18 protein-coding genes and 1 pseudogene are annotated in these 26,648 nt (G+C 37.4%); 11 read left to right on the top strand and 8 right to left on the bottom strand.

Annotated elements, in window-relative coordinates; genetic code table 11:
* Positions 1 to 182 precede the first annotated feature (182 nt).
* From ftcD to tnpA, 3 genes are all read left to right on the top strand, one after another.
* Entirely contained in the window at positions 183 to 1,874 is a 1,692-nt protein-coding gene (gene ftcD / locus DLK05_RS07145; protein WP_127343327.1) for a glutamate formimidoyltransferase, read from the top strand.
* A gap of 1,128 nt (positions 1,875 to 3,002) precedes the next feature.
* Entirely contained in the window at positions 3,003 to 3,737 is a 735-nt protein-coding gene (locus tag DLK05_RS07140) for a DUF6261 family protein (protein ID WP_127343326.1), read from the top strand.
* A gap of 334 nt (positions 3,738 to 4,071) precedes the next feature.
* Positions 4,072 to 4,521, top strand: coding sequence for an IS200/IS605 family transposase (tnpA, locus tag DLK05_RS07135; RefSeq protein ID WP_127343325.1), 450 nt, complete (start codon positions 4,072 to 4,074; stop codon positions 4,519 to 4,521).
* Positions 4,522 to 5,006: 485 nt separating this feature from the next.
* Here the strand turns inward: tnpA and odhB are convergent, their stop codons facing one another.
* Complete coding sequence (gene odhB / locus DLK05_RS07130) at positions 5,007 to 6,245, bottom strand: 2-oxoglutarate dehydrogenase complex dihydrolipoyllysine-residue succinyltransferase (protein ID WP_127343324.1); 1,239 nt, start codon at positions 6,243 to 6,245, stop codon at positions 5,007 to 5,009.
* A gap of 61 nt (positions 6,246 to 6,306) precedes the next feature.
* Positions 6,307 to 9,162 carry a 2-oxoglutarate dehydrogenase E1 component gene (locus tag DLK05_RS07125; protein WP_127343323.1) on the bottom strand — a complete coding sequence of 952 codons (2,856 nt, stop codon included), beginning with the start codon at positions 9,160 to 9,162 and terminating at the stop codon, positions 6,307 to 6,309.
* Between the two features lie 237 nt (positions 9,163 to 9,399).
* Here DLK05_RS07125 and DLK05_RS07120 point away from each other — a divergent pair, with 237 nt between their 5' ends.
* From DLK05_RS07120 to DLK05_RS07095, 6 genes and pseudogenes are all read left to right on the top strand, one after another.
* Complete coding sequence (locus DLK05_RS07120) at positions 9,400 to 10,068, top strand: YiiX/YebB-like N1pC/P60 family cysteine hydrolase (RefSeq protein ID WP_148114102.1); 669 nt, start codon at positions 9,400 to 9,402, stop codon at positions 10,066 to 10,068.
* A gap of 39 nt (positions 10,069 to 10,107) precedes the next feature.
* Entirely contained in the window at positions 10,108 to 12,978 is a 2,871-nt protein-coding gene (locus DLK05_RS07115; RefSeq protein ID WP_127343321.1) for a PD-(D/E)XK nuclease family protein, read from the top strand.
* A gap of 34 nt (positions 12,979 to 13,012) precedes the next feature.
* A complete protein-coding gene (locus DLK05_RS07110) occupies positions 13,013 to 14,950 on the top strand; it encodes an OmpA family protein (RefSeq protein WP_127343320.1) in 1,938 nt (645 codons plus the stop codon).
* Between the two features lie 23 nt (positions 14,951 to 14,973).
* Positions 14,974 to 16,137 (top strand): cysteine desulfurase family protein, encoded by a 1,164-nt coding sequence (locus tag DLK05_RS07105; RefSeq protein ID WP_209319769.1) that lies wholly within the window; start codon positions 14,974 to 14,976, stop codon positions 16,135 to 16,137.
* Between the two features lie 778 nt (positions 16,138 to 16,915).
* Positions 16,916 to 17,029, top strand: a pseudogene (locus DLK05_RS17910) (hypothetical protein); the annotation flags it as partial.
* A 149-nt stretch (positions 17,030 to 17,178) separates the two neighbouring features.
* Positions 17,179 to 20,289: a serine hydrolase domain-containing protein gene (locus DLK05_RS07095; RefSeq protein WP_127343319.1), complete on the top strand. Its 3,111-nt coding sequence runs from the start codon at positions 17,179 to 17,181 to the stop codon at positions 20,287 to 20,289.
* Here the strand turns inward: DLK05_RS07095 and DLK05_RS07090 are convergent.
* From DLK05_RS07090 to DLK05_RS07080, 3 genes are all read right to left on the bottom strand, one after another.
* Entirely contained in the window at positions 20,251 to 20,718 is a 468-nt protein-coding gene (locus tag DLK05_RS07090; protein WP_127343318.1) for a CYTH domain-containing protein, read from the bottom strand. The two genes, DLK05_RS07095 and DLK05_RS07090, sit on opposite strands and share 39 nt — an antisense overlap.
* Positions 20,719 to 20,738: 20 nt before the next feature.
* Complete coding sequence (locus DLK05_RS07085; protein WP_127343317.1) at positions 20,739 to 21,506, bottom strand: type III pantothenate kinase; 768 nt, start codon at positions 21,504 to 21,506, stop codon at positions 20,739 to 20,741.
* 81 nt (positions 21,507 to 21,587) lie between these two features.
* Positions 21,588 to 22,538 (bottom strand): NAD(P)-dependent oxidoreductase, encoded by a 951-nt coding sequence (locus DLK05_RS07080; RefSeq protein WP_127343316.1) that lies wholly within the window; start codon positions 22,536 to 22,538, stop codon positions 21,588 to 21,590.
* A gap of 238 nt (positions 22,539 to 22,776) precedes the next feature.
* Here DLK05_RS07080 and DLK05_RS07075 point away from each other — a divergent pair, with 238 nt between their 5' ends.
* Entirely contained in the window at positions 22,777 to 23,940 is a 1,164-nt protein-coding gene (locus tag DLK05_RS07075; RefSeq protein ID WP_127343315.1) for an ATP-grasp domain-containing protein, read from the top strand.
* A 132-nt stretch (positions 23,941 to 24,072) separates the two neighbouring features.
* Here the strand turns inward: DLK05_RS07075 and DLK05_RS07070 are convergent, their stop codons facing one another.
* On the bottom strand, positions 24,073 to 24,537 hold the full coding sequence (locus tag DLK05_RS07070; protein WP_127343314.1) for a DUF5362 family protein: 465 nt from the start codon (positions 24,535 to 24,537) through the stop codon (positions 24,073 to 24,075).
* 316 nt (positions 24,538 to 24,853) lie between these two features.
* Between DLK05_RS07070 and DLK05_RS07065 the strand changes: the two genes are divergently transcribed.
* Positions 24,854 to 25,309 (top strand): cold-shock protein, encoded by a 456-nt coding sequence (locus DLK05_RS07065; protein ID WP_127343313.1) that lies wholly within the window; start codon positions 24,854 to 24,856, stop codon positions 25,307 to 25,309.
* A gap of 450 nt (positions 25,310 to 25,759) precedes the next feature.
* Here DLK05_RS07065 and DLK05_RS07060 read toward each other — a convergent pair whose 3' ends face one another.
* Positions 25,760 to 25,951 carry a cold-shock protein gene (locus DLK05_RS07060; RefSeq protein ID WP_127343312.1) on the bottom strand — a complete coding sequence of 64 codons (192 nt, stop codon included), beginning with the start codon at positions 25,949 to 25,951 and terminating at the stop codon, positions 25,760 to 25,762.
* 249 nt (positions 25,952 to 26,200) lie between these two features.
* The gene (locus tag DLK05_RS18020) at positions 26,201 to 26,587 is read right to left on the bottom strand and encodes a GNAT family N-acetyltransferase (RefSeq protein ID WP_127343394.1); all 387 of its coding nucleotides are present in this window, start codon (positions 26,585 to 26,587) and stop codon (positions 26,201 to 26,203) included.
* Positions 26,588 to 26,648: the final 61 nt, after the last annotated feature.

The following is a 26,648-nucleotide window of genomic DNA, read 5'->3' as shown; positions in this document are numbered from 1 at the left end:
AGAGGATTTAGACCTGACAGGTTTTTAAAACCTGTCAGGTCTGGGGGATAACAGGTTGATAATTCACATGATTGTTGCACTCTCTCCCTTTTCAGGGGAGATGTCTGACAGGACAGAGGAGTGTAGTAAGCACTTAGAAACAAACAATTCAAATAAGAATAAAATAAATAACATACACTAAAATGAAAAAGCTAATCGAATGCGTTCCGAACTTCAGTGAAGGGAACGACATGAATATCATTAAACAGATTACCGACGAGATTGAATCGGTAGAAGGTGTTCGCCTGATTGATGTTGATCCTGGAAAAGCCACCAACCGTACCGTGGTAACCATGGTAGGTACACCCGATGAGGTTTGCGAAGCAGCTTTCCGTGCTGTGAAAAAAGCAGCCGAATTAATCGATATGAGCAAGCACAAAGGGGCACACCCTCGTTTCGGTGCTACCGATGTTTGTCCTTTGGTACCGGTTGCCAATATCACCATGGAAGAAACGATAACTTATGCGCATAAATTGGCACAGCGTATTGGCCAGGAGGCTGGCGTTCCTGTTTATTGTTACGAGTTTGCTGCTCGTACTGCCGAGCGTAAAAACCTTGCTGTTTGTCGTGCCGGTGAATACGAAGCAGTAAAGGAGAGAATAGGAACCGAGCAGTGGAAACCAGATTTCGGACCAGCAGAATTTACTGCTGCTGTGGCCAAGAGTGGTGTTACTGCCGTGGGTGCTCGTAACTTTTTAGTGGCCTATAACTTCAATCTTAATACTACTTCTACCCGTCGTGCCAATGCTATCGCTTTTGATGTTCGCGAACGTGGTCGTACCAAGCGCGAAGGAAACCCATCAACGGGTAAAATCGTGAAAGATGAGAATGGCAAACCAGTGATGATTCCAGGTACATTGAAGGCTACCAAGGCAATCGGATGGTTTATCGAAGAGTTTGGCGTGGCGCAGATTTCTATGAACATGACCGACATATCGGTGACCTCTATTCATCAGGCTTTTGATGAGGTTTGTGCCAAAGCCCAGGCTCGTGGTATCCGGGTAACCGGTTCGGAACTGGTAGGTGTGGTGCCGCTGAAAGCCATGATTGATGCAGGAAAACATTATCTGCGCAAGCAAGGTCGTTCTACCGGTATTGCCGATCGCGAAATTATTAAAATAGCCGTTAAATCTCTAGGTCTCGACGAGCTGTATCCATTCGATGCCGATAAGAAAATCATCGAGTATATCCTCGAAGATAAGTCGCAAAAGAAATTGGTGGACATGGATCTTACCGCTTTTGTAGAGGAAACAGCTTCGGAATCTATGGCTCCGGGTGGAGGTTCTATCTCGGCATATATGGGTGCTATGGGTGCTGCCCTTGGTTCCATGGTTGCCAACCTTTCGGCACACAAACCAGGATGGGACGATCGTTGGGAAGAGTTCTCGGATTGGGCAGAGAAAGGCAAGCATTATCATACCCAATTGGTGAAATTGGTGGATGAGGATACCAATGCCTTCAATAAAATTATGGATGCCATTCGCATGCCTAAAAAATCGGATGCCGAAAAGGCTGCCCGCAAGGCCGCAATGGAGGAGGCTACCAAATTTGCTACTATGGTGCCTTTCCAAACCATGGAATTGTGTTTGGGCTGTATGGATGTTGCTAAAGCAATGGCCGAAATAGGAAATCCAAATTCTATTACCGATGCCGGAGTTGGCGCATTAGCCGCTCGTTCGGGCGTTTTGGGGGCTTTCATGAATGTGAAAATCAACGCCGCCGATTTGGAGGACAAAGCTTGGTCTGCCGACATCATCGCCAAAGGACAAGCGATTGCCGATAAAGCCATCGCTCTCGAAAACGAGATTGTGGCTATGGTAAACGCTAAAATCTAATATTATAAGCATCATACCTAGACCTGACAGGTTTCCAAAACTTGTCAGGTCTTTTTCATTAAAGACATTTCTCAAACCTGCCGGGTCATTCCATAAAAATACGATTGATCTGGTCAGGTTTTTTTATTGACTATCGTCTAAAACTCGAATTCTCATTAGGGGGTTCCCCTATCGGGTCAGGCTTTCCGCTGCAACTCCTCGGCTTACCTTCGTACCTCAGGCAATCCTGTGGGGTTTCCACTGCAATCCTTAACCCATGGGTGCCATCATTTGGTTGTGTTTCTTGGGGCGATGCCCCAAGTTATGGAATCGCAGGCCTTCAGTCTGCAAATAAATGGTGATGCAAATCAAGTCTTGTTATCTTTTCGGGGAAGTTTTGAAGTCACGAAGTAGTTTAAATTGATTAAGCGTAGGTGTCTTCTGGCGATGCCCCAAGCTATGGAATCGCAGGCCTTCAGCCTGCAAATAAATGGTGATGCAAATCAAGTCTTGTCATTTTTTCGGGGAAGTTTTACAGCCGCGAAGTGGTTTTATTTGAATAACCGTGGGTGCCAACCCACGGAGTTGATGAAGCAAATCAAGATTCCCCGCAGGGGGATAATCCGAATACATTCGTTCTAAGCTACCTATTCAACCCTTGATCTGAATTAATAGTAGGAGTATAATGGACTTTTTCTGCCATTGAAATTATCCTGGATTCATGTGAGCCAATATCCCGGGTTTGGAATTTCAGGCCTTCAGCCGGTAGGGAAGCTGTGCCATCTTTAGTTATATCTGGCTTTTGGTCGGGAGTGGAATAAAGCTGCGCGAAAGCTTCCTGCCGTCAGCGGGAGCCTTCCGCGGAGCCGCGAAAGTTAGCAGCCCAAGGCAGCAACGTTCCGCAGAGCCGCGAAAGCTTGCCGCGCCGGGCGGGAGACTTCCGCAAGCTTGCGAATACGTGCTGCCATCAGTGGCAGATTTCCGCGTAAGCGCGGAGCTTTCCTACTTACAATATATTTTATTCTGCACATAGGTTGCTTTGGATCAGCTCGGTTTAAAGTAGATGACATAAAAATGAATAATTTATTTTTATGTTCTTGGAATATTTTATATCTTCATGTGAAATTTGTTAAATGTAAAACTAACCTAATGTTTGAACCAATTTATTTATCGCATTTGCGAAACAACGAGTTTATTCAGTTTGTAAAGAATTTTTTAAGCGTTTTAAATGAAAATGAACTCGAAACACTTAAATTAAAGCCTGAGTATGATGAGCTTCAGGCTTTGTTTGCAACAATGGTGGCATTGTATATGCCTAAACAAAGTAGTCAGTTTACAAAAACACTACAAGAGGATGATAATCGTCGCGATAAAGCGTTTGTTGGAATTCAGTCCATGATTAATGCATACGCTTATCATTATGATGCAGGTAAAAAGGAGGCTGCTGACATCTTACTTAATTCGTTGAAAAAGTATGGCTCCCAAATTACCAAGCAGAACTATCAGGGAGAAACAGCAACCATTACTGCAATTATTCAGGAGTGGAAGCGGGAGATTGTTTTGGTAGATGCGCTTAGTAAATTATTATTGACCGACTGGGTGAATGAACTGGAGACTTCGAATATGCAATTTGATGCTCATTATTTGGAGCGTATCAAGGAGGATGCAGCATCGCCGGAAATTAAAATTGTAGATCTTCGCAAGAAAATTACTCAAGTGTATCGAAACCTCTCCAGTCGTATTTATGCATTTTCTATTATCAGCGAAGTGCCAACTTATTCCGATATTATTAAGCGATCTAACAGCCTTATTGAAAAGTACAACTTCGTGGTTGATGCCCGCACCACTAGAGATGCGGAGCAAGTGAGTACCACTGAAGAATAAATATCTAAAAGGGAAACCACCTCGCGAGAGGTGGTTTTTTTTGTGATATTTAATTCCAGTCCTTCCGGCTGGAATTATTCGTGGTGTATAATACTGGTGGGGCATAATCATGGAATATTACCATGGTGTAAATTCATGGTTTATATTCCAGGGGCGATGCCTAGCTATGGCGTACTAGCCCTTCAGGCTAGGGTTGTTACACGATGCAGGGATTTTTAGAGACTGAAAGGCTCAGATATTAAAACTAGGGGCATCGCCCCTAGTATACCGAAGCAGTAAGTCATCAGCCTGAAGGGCTGATACAAATAAATAAGACATTTAATACCTAAATGAAATGGGACAATCACTATCACAACTTTATGTGCATCTAATCTTTGGGACAAAAGGGAGAGAGCCGCATATAACAAGTGAGTTAGAAAAAGAAATGCATGGATATATTGCGGGAATATTAAAAAATATGGAAAGTCCATCCATAAAAATCAATTCGGTTCCCGATCATATCCATATACTATTTCGCCTATCAAAAAATTATGCCTTGGCTAAAGTAGTTGAAGAGGTGAAAAAGTCAAGTTCTAAGTGGATGAAGGATAAGGGAATTCTGGAGTTTACCTGGCAAATTGGTTATGGTGCATTTTCGGTGAGTAGTTCTGTGCTGCAAAATGTGGCGAAATATATTGAGAGACAAAAAGAACATCATAATACGGTTGATTATAAAAATGAACTGGAAAGTTTCATGAGTAAGTATGATGTGATTGAATACGATACTACTTATTTTTGGTCATGATTAGTCTCAGGCCTTCAGCCTGAATTACCCATGGTGTAAATTCATGGTTTATATTCTAGGGGCATCGCCCCTAGCTATGGCGTATTAGCCCTTCAGGCTATAGGGTTACACGATGCTTGGATTTCCGAGTTTGAGGATATGTCAGGCCTTCCGGCTGGAATTATTCGTGGTGTATAATACTGGTGGGGCATAATCATGGAATATTATCATGGTATATCATCATGGTATATTACCATGGTGTAAATTCATGGTTTATATCCTAGGGGCGATGCCCCTAGCTTTGGAGTACTAGCCCTTCAGGCTAATATAACTTGATGTAGCAATTCCAGAGCCTGAAAGGCTCAGATATTAAAACTAGGGGCATCGCCCCTAGTATATCCAAGCCGTAAGTCATCAGCCTGAAGGGCTGATACATTCCTACGGTATTGCTCACAAAAGAAAAAGGACATGCCATGACGTGTCCTTATAATATTGTCTAATCTATCCTATATTCCTAGCAACATGCTGTCCGGATCTTTTCCATCGAATAGCATGTGGTGTGGATTTTCAATCATTTCCTTAATTTTCACCAGGAATCCAACCGAATCTTTTCCATCAATCACACGATGATCGTAGGATAGGGCAATGTACATCATCGGGCGAATTTCCACCTTACCATTTACAGCAACCGGTCGTTCCACAATATTATGCATTCCCAAGATTCCCGATTGCGGAGGATTGATTATTGGTGTGCTAAGCAGCGATCCAAATACTCCACCATTGGTAATAGTAAAGGTTCCGCCAGTCATCTCATCCAGACTGATTTTACCTGTACGGGCCTTGTTGGCCAGTTCCATTAATTTCTTTTCAATATCAGCAAGACCCAGGCTTTCGGTATTTCGAATTACCGGAACCATCAATCCTTTTGGCGTTTGCACGGCAATAGCAATGTCGGCATAATCGGGTGTAACAATTTCTTCTCCATCCATCATTGAGTTCACCATCGGGTGAGCCTTTAACGCTTCGGTGGCGGCTTTGGTGAAAAAGGACATGAAACCTAGTTTGATATCATGGGTTTCTACGAATTTTTTCTGATACTTCTTCCTTAATTCCATCACCGCACTCATGTCAACCTCGTTAAAGGTGGTTAGCATGGCTGTTTCATTTTTCACCGATACCAAACGTGCGCTCAATTTCTTGCGCAAGTTGGTCATTTTGGTTCGTTTCGCTTCCCGCGATATGGTGCTTGTTTTTGCCGTGATAGGGGCTGGTTGATCTTTTACATCTACCACCGCCTGAATATCTTTTTTAGTTAATCGTTGTAATCCGGCCATTACATCATCTACGGATAGGTTATTTTCTTCCATCAGCTTTTTGCCAATGGGCGAAATTTTTACATCCTGGTAATTTTCCGATGCTTCAACCGGCGCTTTGGCTTCAGTAGGTTTTGTGGTGGTTTTTTCTTCCGCTTTGCTTGCGGGTGCAGCTGCTGTTTTGGGAGCCGATCCGGCAAAACTGGTGTCGATTGTACAGGCAATTGAGCCAACGGCTACGGTATCGCCTTCCTGAGCTTGAATTTGTATTTTTCCACCCTCTTCGGCAACCAGCGTAAGGGTTGCTTTGTCGGATTCTAATTCTGCTATCTCCTGATCTCTCTCCACTATATCGCCATCAGCAACAAACCAGCTGGCTATTTCTACTTCTGATATGGATTCTCCGGGACTAGGTATTTTTATTTCAATCATTTCGAATTTGTTTTCTTGATTGTGTTTCTTGTTATTTCTGATTCAAAGTTTATTGATACGCTTACATCAATAGCTTGCTCTTTTTTTCCTCAAAATATTCGTGCTGACGCAGGATTTCATCATGTGAACTACCCTCAACACATTGTAATCCGCAATATTTAAGCTTCCGCTCACAGGTACATTTTCGAAATACTTTGCGGATAATTTCATTTTGTCCTATGGCATGTATTTTTGAGAGTCCGGTTGCGGGACTACCACTTGCCAAACGGGCAACAGGAATTATTTTTATATCTTTATCCTTAAAGTTATAATTGATGAATTGCCATGCGCCCATATTTTCCGGTTCTTCCTGTACCCACAAATGAAGTAGTGCATTCGGATATCGATTTAAAACTCCGTCCACCTGCTGATGAGGGAAAGGATATAATTGTTCTATTCGCACCAAGGCAATATCCTGAGCATTTAGCTTTTCTTTCTGCGCCAGCAAATCGTAATAGATTTTACCGGAACAAAATACAACACGACGGACTTCTTCCGAAATCACATTTTTATCATCAATCACCTCCTGAAATCTTCCTTTTGCCATTTCTTCGATGCTGGATACGCATGCTGGATGACGCAACAGACTTTTGGGGGTAAAGGAAATCAAAGGCACTCGAATATCACGTTTTACTTGTCTGCGGAGCATGTGAAACAAGTTCGCGGGTGTGCTTGGATTGGTTATCTGCATATTGTTGTTGGCGCAAAGGGTAAGGAATCTCTCCATTCTGGCACTGGAATGCTCTGCCCCCTGACCTTCGTAACCATGTGGTAGGTACATTACCAAACCATTTTTAATTCCCCATTTATCTTCCGCCGCACTGATATACTGATCGATTACCGCTTGTGCTACATTATGAAAATCTCCAAACTGAGCCTCCCAAATAGTTAGTCCCCGAGGATGTGCAAGGGCATATCCGTACTCATAAGCTAGTACTCCGTATTCACTTAAAGACGAATTGTAAACATGAAAAGGAGCCTGATCTTCACTTATATTTTTGAGTGGGAAATATTTTTTATTGGTATCCTCAATTACTAAGGCAGCATGTCGGTGAGAGAAGGTTCCTCTCTCAGAATCCTGACCGCTTAACCGAACTGAATTACCTTCTGTCAACAGACTGGAATAGGCTAGCAGTTCTCCCATTGCCCAATCGAATTGATTATTCTCAATCATCTTTTTTCGATCGGACATTAATTTGCCAATCTTCTTAAAGAAGTGTAAATCGCCCGGAAGATTTGTAATCTTATCGGCTAATTCGGTTAATACTTTCTGATTTACTCCTGTTTCGGGAGAAGATATAAAGTCTACAGGCTCCGAAAATCTAATGTTTTTATAATAATTTTCTAAAAACGGCTGTATGATAACCTTCTCGAATGTTTTAGATAACTCAAATTTTTCGTCCAAAAGCTTGTTAAAATCGGCATTCAACGTTTTTACTTTCTCTTTGGAATAAATCCCTTTTTCCAATAGGATGTCGGCGTAAAGATCTCTTGGGTTTTTGTGAGCTGCTATGTTTTTGTATAAAATTGGCTGGGTGAAACGAGGTTCATCGCCTTCGTTGTGTCCATATTTCCGATAGGAAAGAATATCAATGAAAACATCGGTATTGAATTCCTGACGGTATTCCATTGCCATTCGAATAGTGAATATCAGTGCTTCCACATCATCACCATTTACATGAAAGACCGGACAACGGGTTACTTTTGCTACATCGGTACAATAGGTGCTGGAGCGTGCATCCAAATAATTGGTTGTAAAACCAATCTGGTTGTTGATCACCAAATGAATCGTTCCTCCTGTTTTGTATCCCTTCAGTTGTGACATCTGAATGGTTTCGTACACAATCCCCTGACCTGCAATTGCAGCATCACCATGGATAACAACAGGTACCAGTTTGTCCTGATTCCCTTGATAATCATTGTCTATTTTAGAACGGGAAATTCCTTGCACCACAGCACCTACCGTTTCCAGATGAGAAGGATTGGGAGCTAAATGAAGCTTAATTTGATTTCCTTCATCTGTTTTAACGGTATTGCCATAACCAAGATGATATTTCACATCTCCCAAGGCAATGTCCTCTTCAAATTCTTCTCCTACAAATTCTTCGAAAATGTTCTCGTAGGGTTTTTCTAAAATGTTAGCCAGAACATTGAGTCTACCTCGGTGAGCCATTCCGAAAATAAATTCCTCCACACCTAATTCTGCTCCGCGTTCTATCATTGCATCCAGAGCAGGAATTAAAGTTTCTGTACCTTCGAGTGAGAATCTCTTCTGACCAACAAATTTCTTGTGTATATAATTCTCAAACCCGACAGCAAGTTTTAGGTGGTAGTAGATATGTTTGCGCTGTTCATCTGTAAAGTTTGGAGTGTTTCTGCTTCCCTCCATTTTTTTCTGAAGCCATCTTAGCATCTGTGGATGACGCACGAAAACATATTCTGCTCCTATCGACTTGCAATAAGTTTCTTGTAAGTGAGCTACAATATCTTTTAATTTGGCATTCCCGAGTCCTAATTCTGTTCCTGCATGAAAAGTAGTTTCCAAATCGGATTCTGAAAGGTCGAAATTTTCAATATCTAAAGTGGGAAAGTATTTTCTTCGGGAGCGAACAGGATTTGTTTTTGTAAATAAATGTCCGCGTTGTCGGAATGCCTGAATTAAATTCATGACATTAAATTCCTTACCCATAGATTCAGAGGCAGGAATTTGATCTTTATTGATGGTTTGTTTTATCGGAAATTTTGTTGATGCGAAGTCGAATCCCTGAAAAAACTTTCTCCAGCTCTCTTCAACAGATTCCGGATCATTTTTGTAGGATTGATATAGTTCATCGATGTATTCAATTTCGCTGTTTCCTAGAAAGCTAAATTTATCCATAGAGTTGCTTGTTGTGCTTAGTCTGATTTTGTTCTTACTAAAACAAATGTATTAATTTTGAAACGGATGAGAATACCCAGAGATGAATAAAAGATAAAAAGATCATTTTTTTTACAAATATGCTCATAGACTTTTTCTATATCTATCTTGCTTAACATTTTAAAAAAAAAGAAAGTGTATTCTTTTTATCTGAATACAAATCCAACTAATTTAGATTTTCAAATAAACGAAACAAGTATGTATTCTTATCGGAGTGTAATTATTTTAATTAGTCTTTTTGTATTCTTTTCTTGTGTCAATTTACAAAAGAAACAAGCACCCCAACTACTGAAAGGAGATCTGCTTTTTCAGGATTTGGATGCTGATTCTATTAGCAATGCCATAGAAACGGTAACGGGAGGAACGGAAAAACTTAGTTTCTCACATATCGGAATTTTAGATTACGATAAAGATGGAAATCCAATGGTACTGGAGGCTATCTCAAAGGGCGTTTCTTTGACTCCATTGAAGGTTTTTTTGCAAAGAAGTGCCAATGCATCCGGTAAGTCAAAAGTTGTGGTAGCGAGACTTAAGCCTAAATATAGGGATCGGATTAATGATGCATTAAATTACGGAAAATTATTGCTTGACAAGCCATACGATAATGTTTATGTCATGGGAGATTCGAATTATTATTGCTCTGAATTGATCTATGAGATTTTTGATCATACGAAGGATACCACAAAAATATTCCAATTGCACCCGATGACATTTAAGGATTCAAAAACGGGAGATTATCTTCCATTTTGGAAAAAATACTATCAAAATTTAGGAGTGGAGATACCAGAAGGAATGCCTGGTTTAAATCCTAATGGGATGTTTCAATCTTCCCATATTGATATTGTCTATCGATACGATAAAGAATAATCTAATTTTATTACGAACCAGAACTGCTGTATATCGCATATGAATTCCTTTTTACGTCAAATCACTAAAGAACTCTACCAGAAATATCAAAGCAATTTATCCAATTGTATTCTAGTATTTCCTAATCGGAGAGCGGGACTTTTCTTCTCAAAATATTTGAATGAGATCGTTGAAAAAGAAATGTGGTCTCCTAAAATTTTCACCATTAATGAGTTTTTCAGGTCTTTGTCTGATTTGCAAATCGAAGATAATCTGGGCTTGCTATTTCGTTTGTACAAGATTTATATTAGAAACATGAAGGTGGCCGAAAGCTTCGATGATTTTTACTATTGGGGAGAAATGTTGCTTGGCGATTTCGATGATCTGGATAAATATCGTGTTCATGCCGAGCATCTATTCCGAAATTTGGCAGAGGAAAAGGAAATCGATGATCTGTTTGATTATTTGAGTGAGGAACAGATCGAAGCAATTCAATCCTTTTGGAGTGCTTTTCGTCCGGAGAAATATTCTGATCATCAGAAGGAATTCGTTAGACTTTGGGATAATTTATTTTCTATTTACACCGAATTTAAGAAAGAATTGGAGTCTGAATCATTGGCTTACGAAGGGATGGCTTCGCGCAAACTCGTAGATCAACTGGAAACAGGAGAAAAAGTAATTGAGGCAGAACGGATTATTTTTATAGGGTTTAATGCTTTGAATCGATGCGAAATTGATTTGTTTACAGCTTTAAAAAATAAGGATAAGGCAGATTTTTATTGGGATTACGATGAAATTTATCTTCTTAATCCGTATCATGAGGCGGGTTTGTTTATGCGGGAAAACATCAAACGTTTTCCCTCTCCCAAAACAGCAGTGAGCTACAGAAATATCAATGATAATAAGACCAAGGTTGAATTTGTGGCACTTACTTCAGAGGTTGGACAAGCAAAGTACGCGCATACGGTTGTTGCCGAATTTTGTAAGGATTCTGATGTTGCTTTGGAGGAAACGGCAATTGTTTTAGCAGATGAGGAGTTGTTGCTTCCGGTTTTGCATTCCATCCCAAAATTGGTGGATAAGGTGAATGTCACAATGGGTTATCCGGCTAAGAATACTCCAGTAGCTAGTTTGTTAAGATTGGTGATTGATCTGCAAAAGTCAGCTAGAAAAAATGGAAAAAATTTTGAATTTAGTCATAAGCAAGTCTTGGCACTTTTAAATCACCAGTATCTTCATGCAGTAAATCCGGATTTGGCACATCAGCTAACGCAGGATATTTTAACCACGAACAAAATTAGGGTTTCTCAAAATCTCTTTGTTGAAGATGAGGTTTTGAAGAAATTATTCACTCCTGTTTCTTCTGTAAAACAATTTGCAATCTATTTGCTGGAACTTTTGCAGAATGTATATAAAAGACTGGAATCAGAATCGGAAGAAAAGTCTTTGGTTGATAAAATTGAGCAGGAATATATTTATCATCTATTCCTTGCCATCAAAAGATTGAAATCACTGTTGGTACAGCATAAAATTGACGTAAAACAGGATACCTTCTATCGTATTCTAGAGAAGATGATTCAGTCCTTAAGTATCCCTTTCGAGGGAGAACCTTTAGCTGGTTTGCAGGTTATGGGTATTCTGGAAACCCGATTACTAGATTTTAAAAAGATTGTTGTCCTGTCGATGAATGAGGGTAAATTGCCAAAAACAGGAGCTGCAAATTCATTTATTCCTTATCATTTGCGAAAAGGGTTTGGTATGCCCACCATCGATCATCAGGATGCAATTTTTGCTTATTATTTCTATCGTTTGATTCAGAGAGCTGAAGATATAAAATTGCTGTATAGTACCCAGAGCGATGGAATGCGAACAGGAGAAATGAGTCGATTTTTATACCAATTAAAGTACGAATCGGATTTTAAGATTAAGGAATCTACTCCTGGCTATGATATTTCAATAAAGGAGATCAAGCCGATTAGTATTATCAAAAATGAAAGAATATTAACTCGCTTAAATGAGTATTGCGGTAAGGCTTTCCGTAGTTTTTCTCCATCTGCATTAAATACTTACATGAATTGTAGTTTGAGTTTCTACTTTAAATATATTGCTGGTTTAAAAGAACCGGATATGGTACTGGAGGAAATTGATCCCCCTACTTTTGGTAATTTATTCCATTATTCGCTGGAACAATTATATTTACCTTATCAAGGTAAAATGATAGCAACCGCCGATCTGGAAAATATCCGTAAGGATGAGGCTTTAATTGAATGCATTTTAAAGGATGCTTTTCGTAAGAACTATTTTCATATTTCACAAGATCAGGTAATTCAAATATCAGGAAGAAACCTTTTGATATTTGATATTTTAAAGAAGTATATTCATCGGGTTTTAAAGATAGATCAGGAATTTGCGCCATTTAAAATTGTTGCCCTTGAGGGAAAATATAATATTCAAATTCCCATAGATTCAAATGGAGAGCGGATAGTAAATATTAGTGGTTTAATTGATAGGATAGATCAAAGGAATGGTACAATTCGAATCTTGGACTACAAGACAGGAAAAGCAAACTTGGTTTTTAAAGATATAGCATCTCTTTTTGAGAAGGAAGGAAAGAACAGAAACAAGGCTGCTTTTCAGACTTTGTTATATTGCTTATTTTATGAAGGAAATTTTGGGAATGCAATGCCGATATCTCCCGGCATTTATAGCCTGAAAGAATTCTTTAGTTCGAATTTCAACTGTGTTTTAGCACAAAAAGAAGGCCGGTCAAAACCTATATTGGTAGATGATTATCAAAGCTATAAAAAGGAGTTTATAAATGGTTTAGAAGAATTATTGACAGAGATTTTTAATCCTGAAATACCATTTTCTCAAGTGGAGAATGCCGATATTTGCCGAACTTGTCCGTATGCCGAAATTTGTCATCGATAAAGTGATAGTATCAGACAGAATTGATTTATAAATTATGCAGAAGCCGCTTCTTATATTCTTTTTACTTGTGATCATTGGTTCAAATTCCATTGGTCAGAAGAAATATAGTGTGAAGTCTAAAAAGGCAATCTCCTATTATGAAATGGCTGCAGAGCATTATCGGAACCGAGAGGATCAAAAAGCTCTGCAGGATTTGAATAATGCAATTCATCAGAAAGGATCGTTTGTTGAAGCCTGGTTGTTTAAAGCGGATGTTTTACATGCTTTAGGAAAGACCAAGGAAGAAATATTGGCTTATCAAAAGGCCATTGCTATTGATGCTGCATTTTTTCCAACGGTTCATTTTAATTTAGGAAATGCTTATCTCAAAATAGGGAAATATGCGCTGGCCAAGGCGGAATATAAAGATTTTCTAGCCTATCCAAATATTTCTGTCAGGAATAAATCATTGGCATCAAAAAGATCGGATATTTGTAAGCATGCTATAGCAATGATGGAAAATCCTGTTGATTTTCATCCTGTAAATTTAGGCGCTGCTATCAATTCGGAAAACGATGAATATTGGCCAAGCCTTACGGCGGATGAATCGGTATTGGTTTTTACTCGGTTGAGTCCGAAAAAAAAAGAAGTGAAATTGAAATGGCAAGAGGATTTTTGGTTTTCCGTTCAAGTGGATTCGATTTGGCAGCCAGCTAAAATGCTATCAGCAAATATTAATACCAGCAGTAACGAAGGTGCACAAAGTATTACCGCGGACGGGAGATACATGTATTTTACAGCCTGTAATCGTCCGGAAGGCTTGGGGAGATGCGATATTTATTATGCGGTTCGCGAAGGAGAGAATTGGTCGACACCGATTAATCTGGGGAAACCAATAAATACTGCAGCATGGGAAGCACAGCCAAGTATTTCGGCTGATGGTCGTATTCTGTATTTTGTAAGCAATCGAAAATCTGGGAAAGGGAAGATGGACATTTGGCAATCTTATCTTCAGGAAACTATGGCAGACGGGAGACAGAGATGGTCTTCTCCAATTAATGTGTCAATCAACACCAGAGATAATGAAATGTCTCCATTTATTCATGCCAGCAATCAGTATTTGGTTTTTGCTACTGATGGAAGAGAAGGTATGGGCGGATTTGATTTATATAAATCTATAAAAACGGTAAATGGAAATTGGTCTAAGCCTAAAAATATGGGTTATCCAATAAACACATATGGCGATGAAATCGGATTGGTTATTAATGCCAAGGGTGATCGGGCATATTTTTCTTCTGACCGATTGGAAGGAAAGGGCAAGGATATTTTTGCCTTTGATCTGCCTGTTGAGCTTCAACCACCTTCCGTTTCCTGGTTAAAAGGAAAAGTGTTTGATGCCGATAATAAAAAGCCATTGTACGCCTCGGTTTTGCTAATCGATTTGGTTTCGAAAGATACGTTGGCTCAGATTCATTCTGATCAAATAAATGGAAAATATTTGCTTTGTCTTCCTGCCGGTAAAGAGTATTTATTTGCTGCTGAAGTTGATAATTATTTGTTTTATTCGGATCATTTTTCTCTTTTAGAGAATCAGCAAAAATCTAAGCCACAACGATTGGATATTCCGTTGCAAAGCATTAAATCAGGAAATGAAGTGGTGCTACGTAATGTTTTCTTTGATCTCGATTCCTGGGAAATTCTTCCACAATCGGAAATTGAATTGAATCGTTTATTATTACTATTGCAAAATCATTTGAACCTTAAGATTGAAATTGGAGGATACACCGATAATACCGGTACGACCGTTCACAATACTCAATTGTCTCGGAATAGGGCAAAAGCAGTTTGTGATTATCTTATTTCGAAAGGAGTTGTAGCAGATCGTTTATCCTATAAAGGATATGGATCTGATAAGCCTATTTCCAGTAATAATTCTGCAAAAGGAAGAGCCTTAAATCGAAGAACAGAATTCCGAATAATCGGGGATAAGTAAATGATATTAAAAGCTAATGTTTTATGACTAAAAATATGATATATCTGGATTATAATGCTACCACACCCACTGCTCCTGAAGTGGCAGAAGCTATGATACCTTACCTGAGCGATTTTTTCGGAAATCCATCCAGTTCGCATTGGTTTGGACAGCAAACTAAAAAGGCTATAGAGAAGGCAAGAATTCAATTGGCTTCCTTACTGAATTGTAGTGCTGAAGATTTAATATTTACTAGTGGTGGCAGCGAATCGAATAATTATGCGCTTAAAGGATATGTCTTGGCAAATCAACACAAAGGAAGACATATTATCACAACAGAAATTGAACATCCGGCTGTTACCGAAGTTTGTAAATATTTGGGGACACAAGGCTTTGAAATTAGCTATTTGCCGGTGGATGAAACTGGAAGAGTTAATATCACAGATGTTGAAAAAGCCATTCGTAAGGATACTATCCTGATTTCTGTGATGTATGCGAATAACGAAGTAGGAACCTTACAGCCACTTGCTGAAATTTCGGTACTTGCAAGGAAAAATGACATAGCTTTTCATTCGGATTGTTCTCAAGCAATTGGAAAAGTGCCGGTTGATATTCAGGAATTAGGAGTGGATATGCTAACGGTTGCCGGACATAAATTTTACGGACCTAAGGGAATTGGAGCTTTATTTATACGTAAAGGAATAGTTTTGAAAAAGCTGATTCATGGGGCAGATCATGAGGGGAATAAAAGGGCAGGAACAGAAAATGTATTAGAAATTGTTGGGTTAGGTAAAGCAGCGGAATTGGCTCAGGAAAATCTAAAATCAGAAATAGAGAAGGAACAGAAATTAAAAAGCAAGCTTCGTTCTGGCTTGTCTTTGCTAAATGATGTGAAATTTAATGGAAATAATGAGTATTGCCTGCCAAACACATTGAGTGTATCCTTTCGGAATTTGCTTGCGAATGATATTTTATCTGAAATGAAACATATAGCCGCATCTGCTGGTGCAGCCTGCCATACCGATTCAATTAGTGTTTCGGCAACGCTGAAAGCAATGAAAATTCCACAGGATTATGTCATGGGGACCATTCGTTTGTCGGTTGGCAGATATACTACCGAAGAAGAAATAGATATTGCGATTAAAGAGATCAGTACTGCAGTTGAAAAATTGCGTAATATGGGTAAGCAATGTGACAGGACGGTTTGATAGATGCTTTTAGTTATTAAGTAAGAATTGATTTGCCATACCAAAAATTTCTTCAGCCTTTGCTATGGTATTTTGTTTGATAATTTTAACCAACGTGGCTTGCCATTTTATTTAGTTATGATGAATTTAATGAACTTGACACATTTGACACTTGTATTCTCTTAAACTTTGAAATACATTTATTCTTGAAAAGAAAATATTATTCCATGTATTACTTTTTGATAAAGCATATTCGGCTTGATTTATTTCTGTTCTTCAAGTTTTAAATATGAATTTAGTTGTAAATAATTGAGAAGGGGCTTAGCCCCTTTTTTGTTTTGTTAATGAGATTATTTTGAATCAAGCCAAAAAAATGGGGAGAATAATAATGGCTTTATCTTTACTGTCCTATATAATAAGATAGGACTGACACCAAACACTATGAAAGCCTGGTTCGCTTTTTATTACAGCTCCAAGCATTTTGAGATCTCTTTTCCTTGTGCAGAAATAGCTCCAAGCATTTTAAGATCACTTTCCCTGAAGGAAAAACAGCTCCAAGCATTTTGGGATCACTTTCCCTGAAGGAAAAACAGCTCCAAGCATTTTGGGATCACTTTTCCCTGAAGGAAAAACAGCCCCAAGCATTTTGGGATCACTTTCCCTGAAGGAAAAACAGCCCCAAGCAGTTTCAAGTCTCAATTTCTTGTGCGAGTTATGCTTCTAATCGGTGGCAGAGAGCTGAATCACGAATTCTAATCATGATCATTCTCAGTGCATCCTGAATTAATTCGAAAACAGAACTACCAATGCTTCTGCTGAATCTTTTAATGCCAAAATAAAAGACTTTAGAGCTAAGCTCAGAGGCGTGAGAGATATTCCTTTCTTTTTTAGCTCAATCTGGATGGTGTCTTAATGTTTGGTACCGTAACAAACAGTATTTTACCTTTTAATTTCAGATACTTTATCAATCTCTTTATTTTAGTGATGAATCATTCTCCTTATTCATGGGGGTTTTATAATTTTGTTATTCTACTTATAATACAAGATTAAGTCGCTTCATTTATGATTTATAAAACCACCCTTTTTCGGGTTCTACTTTCTATCTATTTTCTGTTTTCAGGGATTTGTGTTTTTTCCCAGAACAAGGAACGGGATCAACATCTTCTCGTGGATCAAATTAATCAGGTAAATTCTTGGGCTGATTCGGTTTTTAACACCATGAGTGAAGATGAGCATATCTCACAATTATTTATGGTGGCTGCTTATTCCAATAAGGGAAAGCAGGAATCTGAAAAAATTGCCAACCTGATTGATAGATACCAAGTGGGAGGACTGATTTTTTTTCAAGGAGAACCAGGTAAACAAGCTCAGTTGTGTAATTGGTATCAAGGATTGGCAAAAGTACCACTTTGGATTGGAATGGATGCTGAAAATGGACTTGGTGCTCGCTTAAAACAAACTATTAGCTATCCCAGAGAGATAATGTTGGGGGCTGTTCAGGATGATGAATTGATTTATCAGTTGGGAAAACAAATGGGTAAGGAATGCAGAAGATTAGGAGTTCATGTAAATTTCTCCCCTGTTATGGATGTAAATAATAACCCTGCAAATCCTGTGATAAACAGTCGTTCTTTTGGAGAAGATCGATATAATGTTACCAATAAATCTTATGCATTGGTTTCGGGAATGCAACAAGCTGGGGTTATCGCAGTAGGGAAACATTTTCCTGGCCATGGAGATACTGATATCGATTCTCATTTGGATCTGCCATTGGTGGCTCATTCGCGTGCACGCTTGGATTCTATTGAATTATTTCCTTTTCGTAATTTAATAAAAGTGGGTATTGGTGGAATTATGGTTTCTCACTTAAATGTGCCTGCTCTGGATTTAAAGCAAAAGGTGGCGACACTTTCTTTTCCTATCGTTTCGAATTTATTGAAAAAGGAAATGAAATTTAGAGGATTAGTTTTCACCGATGCTCTAAATATGCAAGGCATACGTAAATATTATAAAAAAGGAGAAGTAGATGCGAAAGCTCTGATTGCCGGGAATGATGTTCTCCTTTTTACCGAAGATGTTCCTACTGCTATCCGTAAAATTAAATTGGCCATTAAGGATGGTGAATTGAGTAGGGATGCTGTTAATGAAAAGTGCTTGAAAATTCTGAAAGCAAAATATTGGTTGGGATTAAATGAATATAAGCCTGTTGATCTGAATCGACTATGGTCGGGATTGAATACGCAAGAAGGATTTTTGTTGAGACGGAAATTAACTGAAGAAGCCATCACCGTGGTGAAAAACACAAATGAATTATTACCATTAAAACGATTGGATACTCTTAGAATAGCTTCGGTTGCGATGGGCACCTCCATTCGAAATAGATATCAGGAGTATTTGGGTAGATATACTGATATGGATTTTTATCAGATAGACAAAGATGCAAGTAAGGCAAATTATAATCTACTTTTTAAAAAGCTGGAAAAATACAATTTGATAATAGTTAGCAAGCATGATAGTGACCTGCGTGCAAATCGAAAATTTGGAATCACTACACAGACAATAGATTTTCTTTCCAGGATAAGCAAAAACAAACAGGTTATCTTCGATCTTTTTGCAAATCCTTATGGCTTGGCTTTATATAAGGATACGGATAGGTTGAAAGGGATTCTCATTTCTTATGAGGATACCCGAGAATCCCAAATGGCATCTGCCCAAATTATTTTTGGTGGTTTGGCTGCTAAGGGGCATCTGCCAGTATCTGTAAATGGCCAATTTCCTGTTGGTACTGGATCCACAACAAAACACACAAGATTAGGCTTTGCTCTTCCGGAACAGGTAGGATTAAAGACTTTAAAATTAAATAAAATTGATTCCATTGTAAAAGATGCTATTCATCAAAAGGCAACTCCCGGATGTCAGGTATTGGTTGCTCGAAAGGGGAAGGTGGTGTTTCATAAATCCTATGGATTTCATACCTACGGAAAGAAAATCTGGGTGCGAAATCAAGACATCTACGATTTGGCTTCGGTAACGAAGATAAGCGCAACCTTGCCGGCTATAATGCAGTTGAGCGATGAGGGATGGATTAGCATAGATGAACCATTGGGTAAATACCTTTCTCTGGCAAGAGGTACCAATAAAGATAGTTTGGTGTTAAAAAAAATATTAGCTCATGAAGCACAATTGATAAGTTGGAAGCCTTTTCACTGGGAGGCTGTAGATTCTTCAAGTTTTGAAGGGGAGTTATTTAGTCGTGAATTTTCAAAAAGATATAGTCTAAAGCTTGCAGATAAAGTCTATATGGATCGCAACTATAGGTTTAAAAAAGGAATATTCTCCAATCATAGCAGTGAAAATTATCCCATTCAGGTTGCTCGGAATTTATACATTCAAAAAAAATATCATGATAAAATGATTCAGGGTATTCTTGATACTGACCTACTAAAATCGGATGGTTATAAGTACAGCGACTTGGGATTTGTTTTGATAGGGGAGATGATTCATGAAGTATCTGGGGAGCCCATTGATCAGTTTGTGAAAAGACACTTTTATCACATGCTGGGGGCAGGAAGTTTAGGTTATCATCCTTTGAAGCGATTCAATATCAATCGAATTGTACCTACCCAGAAAGATAAGTTTTTTAGAAAACAATGGATAGATGGATATGTTCACGATCCTACATCGGCTATGTTAGGAGGTATTGCCGGACATGCCGGATTATTCGCTAATGCTGGAGATTTAGCAAAATTGATGCAAATGTATCTTCAAAATGGAACTTATGGAGGAGAAACCTACATCAGTAAAGAGACAATGAAATTATTTACTTCACGTGCCTTCCCAAATGGTGAAAATCGAAGGGGAATAGGATTTGATAAGCCTTTTTTGGAACCTAATGAAGAGGATGGGCCTACTTGCATTGAAGCTTCTCCTCTAAGTTATGGGCATACAGGGTATACCGGTACGATGGTTTGGATGGATCCCCAATATGATTTGCTCTATATATTTCTTTCGAATCGTATTTGCCCGAATGAATCAAATAATAAGCTTATGGAAATGAATGTAAGAACGAAAATTCAGGAATGCATCTATAAGGCTCTGATACCAGATGAAAAATTGAATGATGAATTTAACATTCTACCCTTCTCTCCATTCGGTAAAGGGATGTTTAATTAGTTCCACATTTAAGTATTTCGATTCCTGGCTGACTTCTTTATTGATCCATTTAGGGAGAAAAAAACTTTCTTTTTCGCTTGAAAGTTCAATTTCCGCAATGATTAGCCCCTGATTCTTCCCTTCGAAAATATCAATTTCCCAGGTGTGATTTTCAATGGGAATTAAATAGCGGGTTTTCTCAATCTTGGTATCGCATAAGCGAAGTAGTTCTTTCGCATCTGTCATCGGAATTTCATACTCAAACTCGCTTCTGCATAAAGGGTTATTCCCGCTTTTAATAGTTAAAAAGGATTTGGTATCGGTGATACGTATCCGTAAACTTTTATTGCTTTCATTCCAAATGTAGCCTTGAGTTAGCTTTTTCCCATTTTCTAATTGTGGTAATAAATTAGTGTTTACTAAAAATTTTCTTTCTATTTCTATAGCCATATTTCTTATTTTCTTTTTATCTATTTATAGAATTGATTGCCAATAATCTTAAGACCATCCAGTGTAAGTAAAGGCTCATGATAATCAAAACAATCTAAAATGGGTAGCATAACGGAGGATAAACCACCTGTTGCAATAATAGTTACAGATCCACTCAATTCTGCCTTAATTCCTTTTATCAAGAATTCTATCAATCCTTTATATCCTAAGACAATTCCTGCTTGTAGCGCATGTGTTGTATTTTTCCCAACGCAAGAGGGTGGGACAGCAATATCCACATTGGGCAATTTCGCAGTGTTTTGCGATAAGGATGTCATTGCAGTTTTTAGTCCGGGAGCAATACTAACTCCCAATAAATTACCATCAGATTTAATAGCAGTAAAGGTAAGTGCGGTGCCAAAATCAACAACAATACAATTTCCCGAATATTTGCTATGTGCTGCTACAGCATTGGCAACCAGATCCGTTCCTATTTCGTAAGGATTGCTTATTCCAATATCCAATCTGGGATACAATTCAGGTCCCAGAATTAGAGGCTCCTGACCAAAGAGTTTAAGTATCATTTCGCGGATGGGTAGAATGAGCGAAGGAACTACACTGCTGAGGACAATACGATCTATTTGTTTGAATGATATGTTGCGACTCACTAGTAAAGTTCGGTAAATCACTTCGTATTCGTCGGCGGTTTTATTGGCAACTGTATGAATCCTAAACTGTTCTGTCCAATGGTTATTTTCTGATATTCCACAAACGACATTCGAGTTTCCTATATCAATGGCAAGTAACATACAGTTTATATTTGATTGTTAATAAAATAAAAATAGGATTAATGATAGCTGTAATATTATTCATCTGCTTATATTTCCATTTTAATTCACCTGATTAATGGCTTTCCCGTTAATCAATAATTCGATGATATTCTTACTGGCTTCCCTGGCCATTTCTATCCTGGTTTCGAAAGTGGCTGTACCAATATGTGGAACTAATAGTACGTTTCCCATTTTCAATAATTCAGCCGGTATGTTAGGCTCCTTTTCGAAAACATCTAAAGCAGCACCTGCAATTTTTTTTGCTTCTAAGGCTTCTAACAATTCCACTTCATTTATTACTGATCCCCGGGAAGTGTTGATTATTTGAGCTGTATTTTTCATTAATTGAAACTCTTTATTTCCAATCAGATGATGAGTTTCGGGTGTTAATGGACAATTCAATGAAATTACATCCGATATTTTTAGTAGCTGTTCCTTATCTACATAACTTGCATATTCGTATTGCTTATCTTTAATGGGTTTTCGATTATAGTAAATGATATGCATCCCAAAAATGCGAGCTTTATCAGCAAGTGATTTTCCAATTTTACCCATGCCAATAATTCCCAGGGTTTTTCCCCGCAAGGTATTTCCTAGATTTTTCATTACTCCCCATTCAAATTTGGGATTCGTAATTAATTGATGATGATATTCTGTAATTCTTCGGCAAAGCGATAGCATTAATCCCATACACAGTTCAGCAGTTGGTTCGCAAACTGCCTCTGGTGTATTGCTGATAACAATTCCGGCCTGATTCGCTGCTTTCATATCAATATTGTTGTATCCAACTCCATAGTTGCTGATGATTCTTAATTTTCTTCCGGCAAAAATAATCTCCTTTGGCAATTCCCGGTTGAAAATGGAAAGTATTCCTACACAATTGGGAATAAGGGTAATTAGTTCCTCGCTGGTGAAAAATTCCTTGTCGGGATAAATCAGTTCAAAGTACTTTTCTAAAGCAACAAGACCTTCTCTTGGAATGGAATAAGTGACTAAAATTTTATTTTTCAAAATTTAATATTTGGAGTTTATTTACTGCTGAAAAGGTAAGGATTTGAACCAGAATAGCCATAAATACTTATTCAGGAATTGATGAGATTTGGAGATTTTTTTACTTGAATAAAGGGGTACAGCATCAAAACATCATTTTATGGAGGAACAAGCGCAAAAATAAACATGTATTGTTCCAAAAACTATTTTCGTAGCTTTGCAGCAGATCTCTGTATCTACACAACTAACATTGCGAGAAATGATTTTATTGGACAAGCCTTATGTTTCCGATTTTTTGAAGGAAACAATTGTGAATAATAACTTTCCAGCTATTGATACCGGAAATATTACTGAACATGGAGAGTTGAATCTCATCCAACCGGAACAAATTGTAGCTGAATTTCGAAATAATGCGGATAGTCGAATCTATACTAATTCGGAAAATTCTATTAATTGGGTAGTGAACCATTTGGGGTTTACGAAGCTTCCAGAATACATTAATGTATTTAAGAATAAAGTTGAATTTCGTAAGTTGATTCAAGATATGTATCCGAATTTCTTTTTTAAAGAAGTTGGGATCAAGGATCTTGAGGCGATAGATTTAGATGAATTACCTATGCCCTTTATTATAAAGCCTACAGTTGGATTTTTAAGTTTGGGTGTCCATAAAGTCTTGAATGCTGACGATTGGCAACAAGTGAAAAAAATAATTTTGGAAGAATTTACCGATGCTAGAACATTGTTTCCTCTTGAAGTGGTTGATACCTCTAGTTTTTTGATAGAGGAAATAATTGATGGAGAGGAATTTGCTTTTGATGCCTATTTTGATGAGAAAGGTGAAGCTACGGTTATGGGTGTTCTAAAGCATCCATTTGGTTCGGATAAAGATGTGAGCGATAGAGTCTATTATACTTCTAAGAAAATTATTCAGACCTATTTATCTCGATTTGCCTCCTTTGTTAAAGATTTAGGGAATCGTGCTAGACTGAAAAATTTTCCAATGCATGTAGAAGTTCGGATAACAAATGATGGAAAACTGATACCTATCGAAGTTAATCCACTTCGCTTCGGAGGTTGGTGTACTTCTGCTGATCTTACGTATTTGGCTACCGGAATGAATCCATATCAATATTTTTTAACTAACCAAAAACCCGATTGGGAGAGGTTGATAGAGGAAATGGATGATGATATTTATTCTTTGATTATTCTGGACAATTCCACAGGAATCCCATCCAGACAAATCAGTAGTTTCGATTATGGAAGTTTGTTAAAACAATTCGTTAAGCCATTGGAATTGCGCAAAATAGATTATAAATTGTATTCTATTTTTGGAATGCTTTATGCCAAAACCCCTAAAGATAAGTTTGTTGAGATCGAAAATATTCTAAAGTCTGATTTGAGGGAGTTTGTAAGTAAAGGGTAAAGCTTAAGATTCGTTTTAATTTGTTCTTATTTTAAATTTTTATAAGAGAAGTGATTTTGAGATATAGAATTAGAAATGCCTTTCCTTGTTTCAGGAAAGACATTATACTTTATATAGGAAAAGATAATTTCATTAGAGCATTCCGATACCACCTACGATTGCCATTATAAGAAATGCTAGTAAATAAATACTAAGAATAATAATGGTTAATATTCCCATGAATTTATAATGAGATTTCAAGTTTTTAAATGCTAGGTTTAATACATTTGAATCCTTGTTCTCAATTGCATTTTTCGAATAATTGGAGAATTTGTACAAATAAAAGATTGGGAAAAAGTAAAGTATTGCAATTAGGATGTATGCAACACCCATTCCCATACTTGCAGCTCCGCTAATTGCAACATCATTTGAAATAGAGCCAAATATTACCCCCATAAAAAGAGATGCGACTACCATTAAGCCTATAAATATAAATCCTAAAATAGATAGAAAGATAGTCCATTTTCTGGTTTCATTTAAATAAACAACAGATTCTGCACTTAGTTCCATTGCAATTACTTCTTTGCCTTGGATTGGATTTAATTCGTTTGTTTCCATAGATTGTTTTATAGATTATTATTAGGGTTTTAGTTTACTATTAGTGCTTTCTTTCTTAATTTTTTTCAGGGTATTACGAAAATTCGAACCAATATAAATAACCTTTATGATTGTTGCAATGATTTATCTGTTAAATTTTATGTTTTTATTAAGATGAAATATATAAGAGGACGGAAAGTAGCCTCAATAAAAATAAGATGTATGTTAGAAATTATGCGTACATTGCAAAACCTTTCTGATTACAGACTAGTTAGAGATATAAACTAAGCTCGATTCATCAAGGATTTGTTAAATTATTGAACAGTTAAAAACGAACATGGCAAGATCACAAGAAACCTACAACAAAAAAGAAAAAGAGAAAAGAAAACTTCAGAAAAGAAAAGAGAAAGAACAGCGCAAAGAAGGACGCAAAGCAAGTGGTGGACGCTCTTTTGAAGATATGATTGCTTATACCGATGAATTTGGTAATATTACTTCTACACCACCTGATCCAACAAAAAAGAAACAGGAGATTAATGAAGAGGATATTGTCCTTGGAGCTCGAAATAGTGGTTCTGCCTATGAGGAAAGTCCACTAAGAGAAGGGATTGTTACTTTTTTTAACGATAGCAAAGGTTATGGATTCATTAAGGATTCGGAGACAAAGGAGAGTATCTTTGTTCATGTTAATGGATTGGAAGATCGAATCACTGAAAATGATAGAGTGAAGTTTGAAACGGAACGCGGACCGAAAGGTTTAAATGCTGTAAATGTTACTTTGGTTAAAAAGTAACATTTACGTTTTAAATATTAGGATATAAAAAAGCACCTTGAAAAAGGTGCTTTTTATTTTAGAATCAAAGTAATTTGATTTATTCAGTAACTCTCACATTAACTGGATAAAAACCTTTTTTCCCATTTCAATATCGTACTTAGCTCTATCGTTGTCATGAATTTCATCGTTAAGATCTGATACTTGTATAAAGATGTTTTTTTTTACTGATAATTGAGATTGCGGATCTATTAAGAATTCGGAGACAAAGGAGAGTAACTTTATTCATGTAAACGAATTGGAAAATCGAATTTCCGAAATTGATAGAGTGAATTTTGAACTGGATCGCAGACTAAAAAGTTCAAATGCTGCAAATATAACTTTGGATTAAAAAAAACTTGGTTTCAAATATTAGGATACAAAAAAAGCACCTTGGAAAAGGTGCTTTTTATTTTAGGATCAAAGTATGATTTATTCAATAACTTTTACATTAACTGCATTCAAACCTTTTCTTCCTTTTTCAACATCGTACTCAACTCTATCGTTATCGCGAATTTCGTCGATAAGACCTGATACGTGTACGAAGATGTCTTCACTTGAATCTGCTGGTTTAATGAAACCAAAACCTTTTGACTCATTAAAGAATTTTACTGTTCCTTCCATGGTAACTTTTTTTAAAATAATAAATTAATGTTGAAAGCTCTTAGCTCTATGTAATTACCAGTAACAATCCTATTAATTTTATTCCGGAAGTGGAATGAAGAGTAACGAATGATAATGAAATTAAAAGAGGAGATGTTCATCCTTCTAAGACTTTATAACGCGCCAAAGATAGGTATTTTTTTTTTATACCAAACAATTATTTAAAATATTTGTTTTTTTTGTAGGGCGTTTAATTTGAGATGCTTAGGATTAACTGTGATTTATATTCTGTATCCATTCTCTTTTTAATAAGGCGTAAATCATATTATCAACCCATAATCCGTTTACCAGGATGCTTTCTTCGAAGTGAGCTTCCTTTCGGAATCTAAGTTTTTCTGTCAATTTTATAGACGATTTGTTGTCCGGATCTATTGATGCGATGATTCTATGCTTCCCAAGTTCGAGGAATAAAAAGTTAATAATTTGCTTTATTGCTTTACTAGCAAAGCCAACTCCATGATATTTTTTAGCAAGGGTACATCCTATCTTTACCTGACAACCTTCTTCATCTAAAAAATGAATGCCAAGATCTCCGATGATTTCCGAATTTTCTTTTAGTCTGATAATAAATTGATACCATGTCCCAGGTTGATTTATTTTTTTGCCACCTCATTTTTGATAAAATAATAGCAATCTTCAATTCCATAGGGAATCTATC

The organism is Ancylomarina longa, assembly GCF_003996985.1.
Taxonomy (GTDB): domain Bacteria; phylum Bacteroidota; class Bacteroidia; order Bacteroidales; family Marinifilaceae; genus Ancylomarina_A; species Ancylomarina_A longa.
This window is presented reverse-complemented; position numbering and strand designations above follow the sequence as displayed.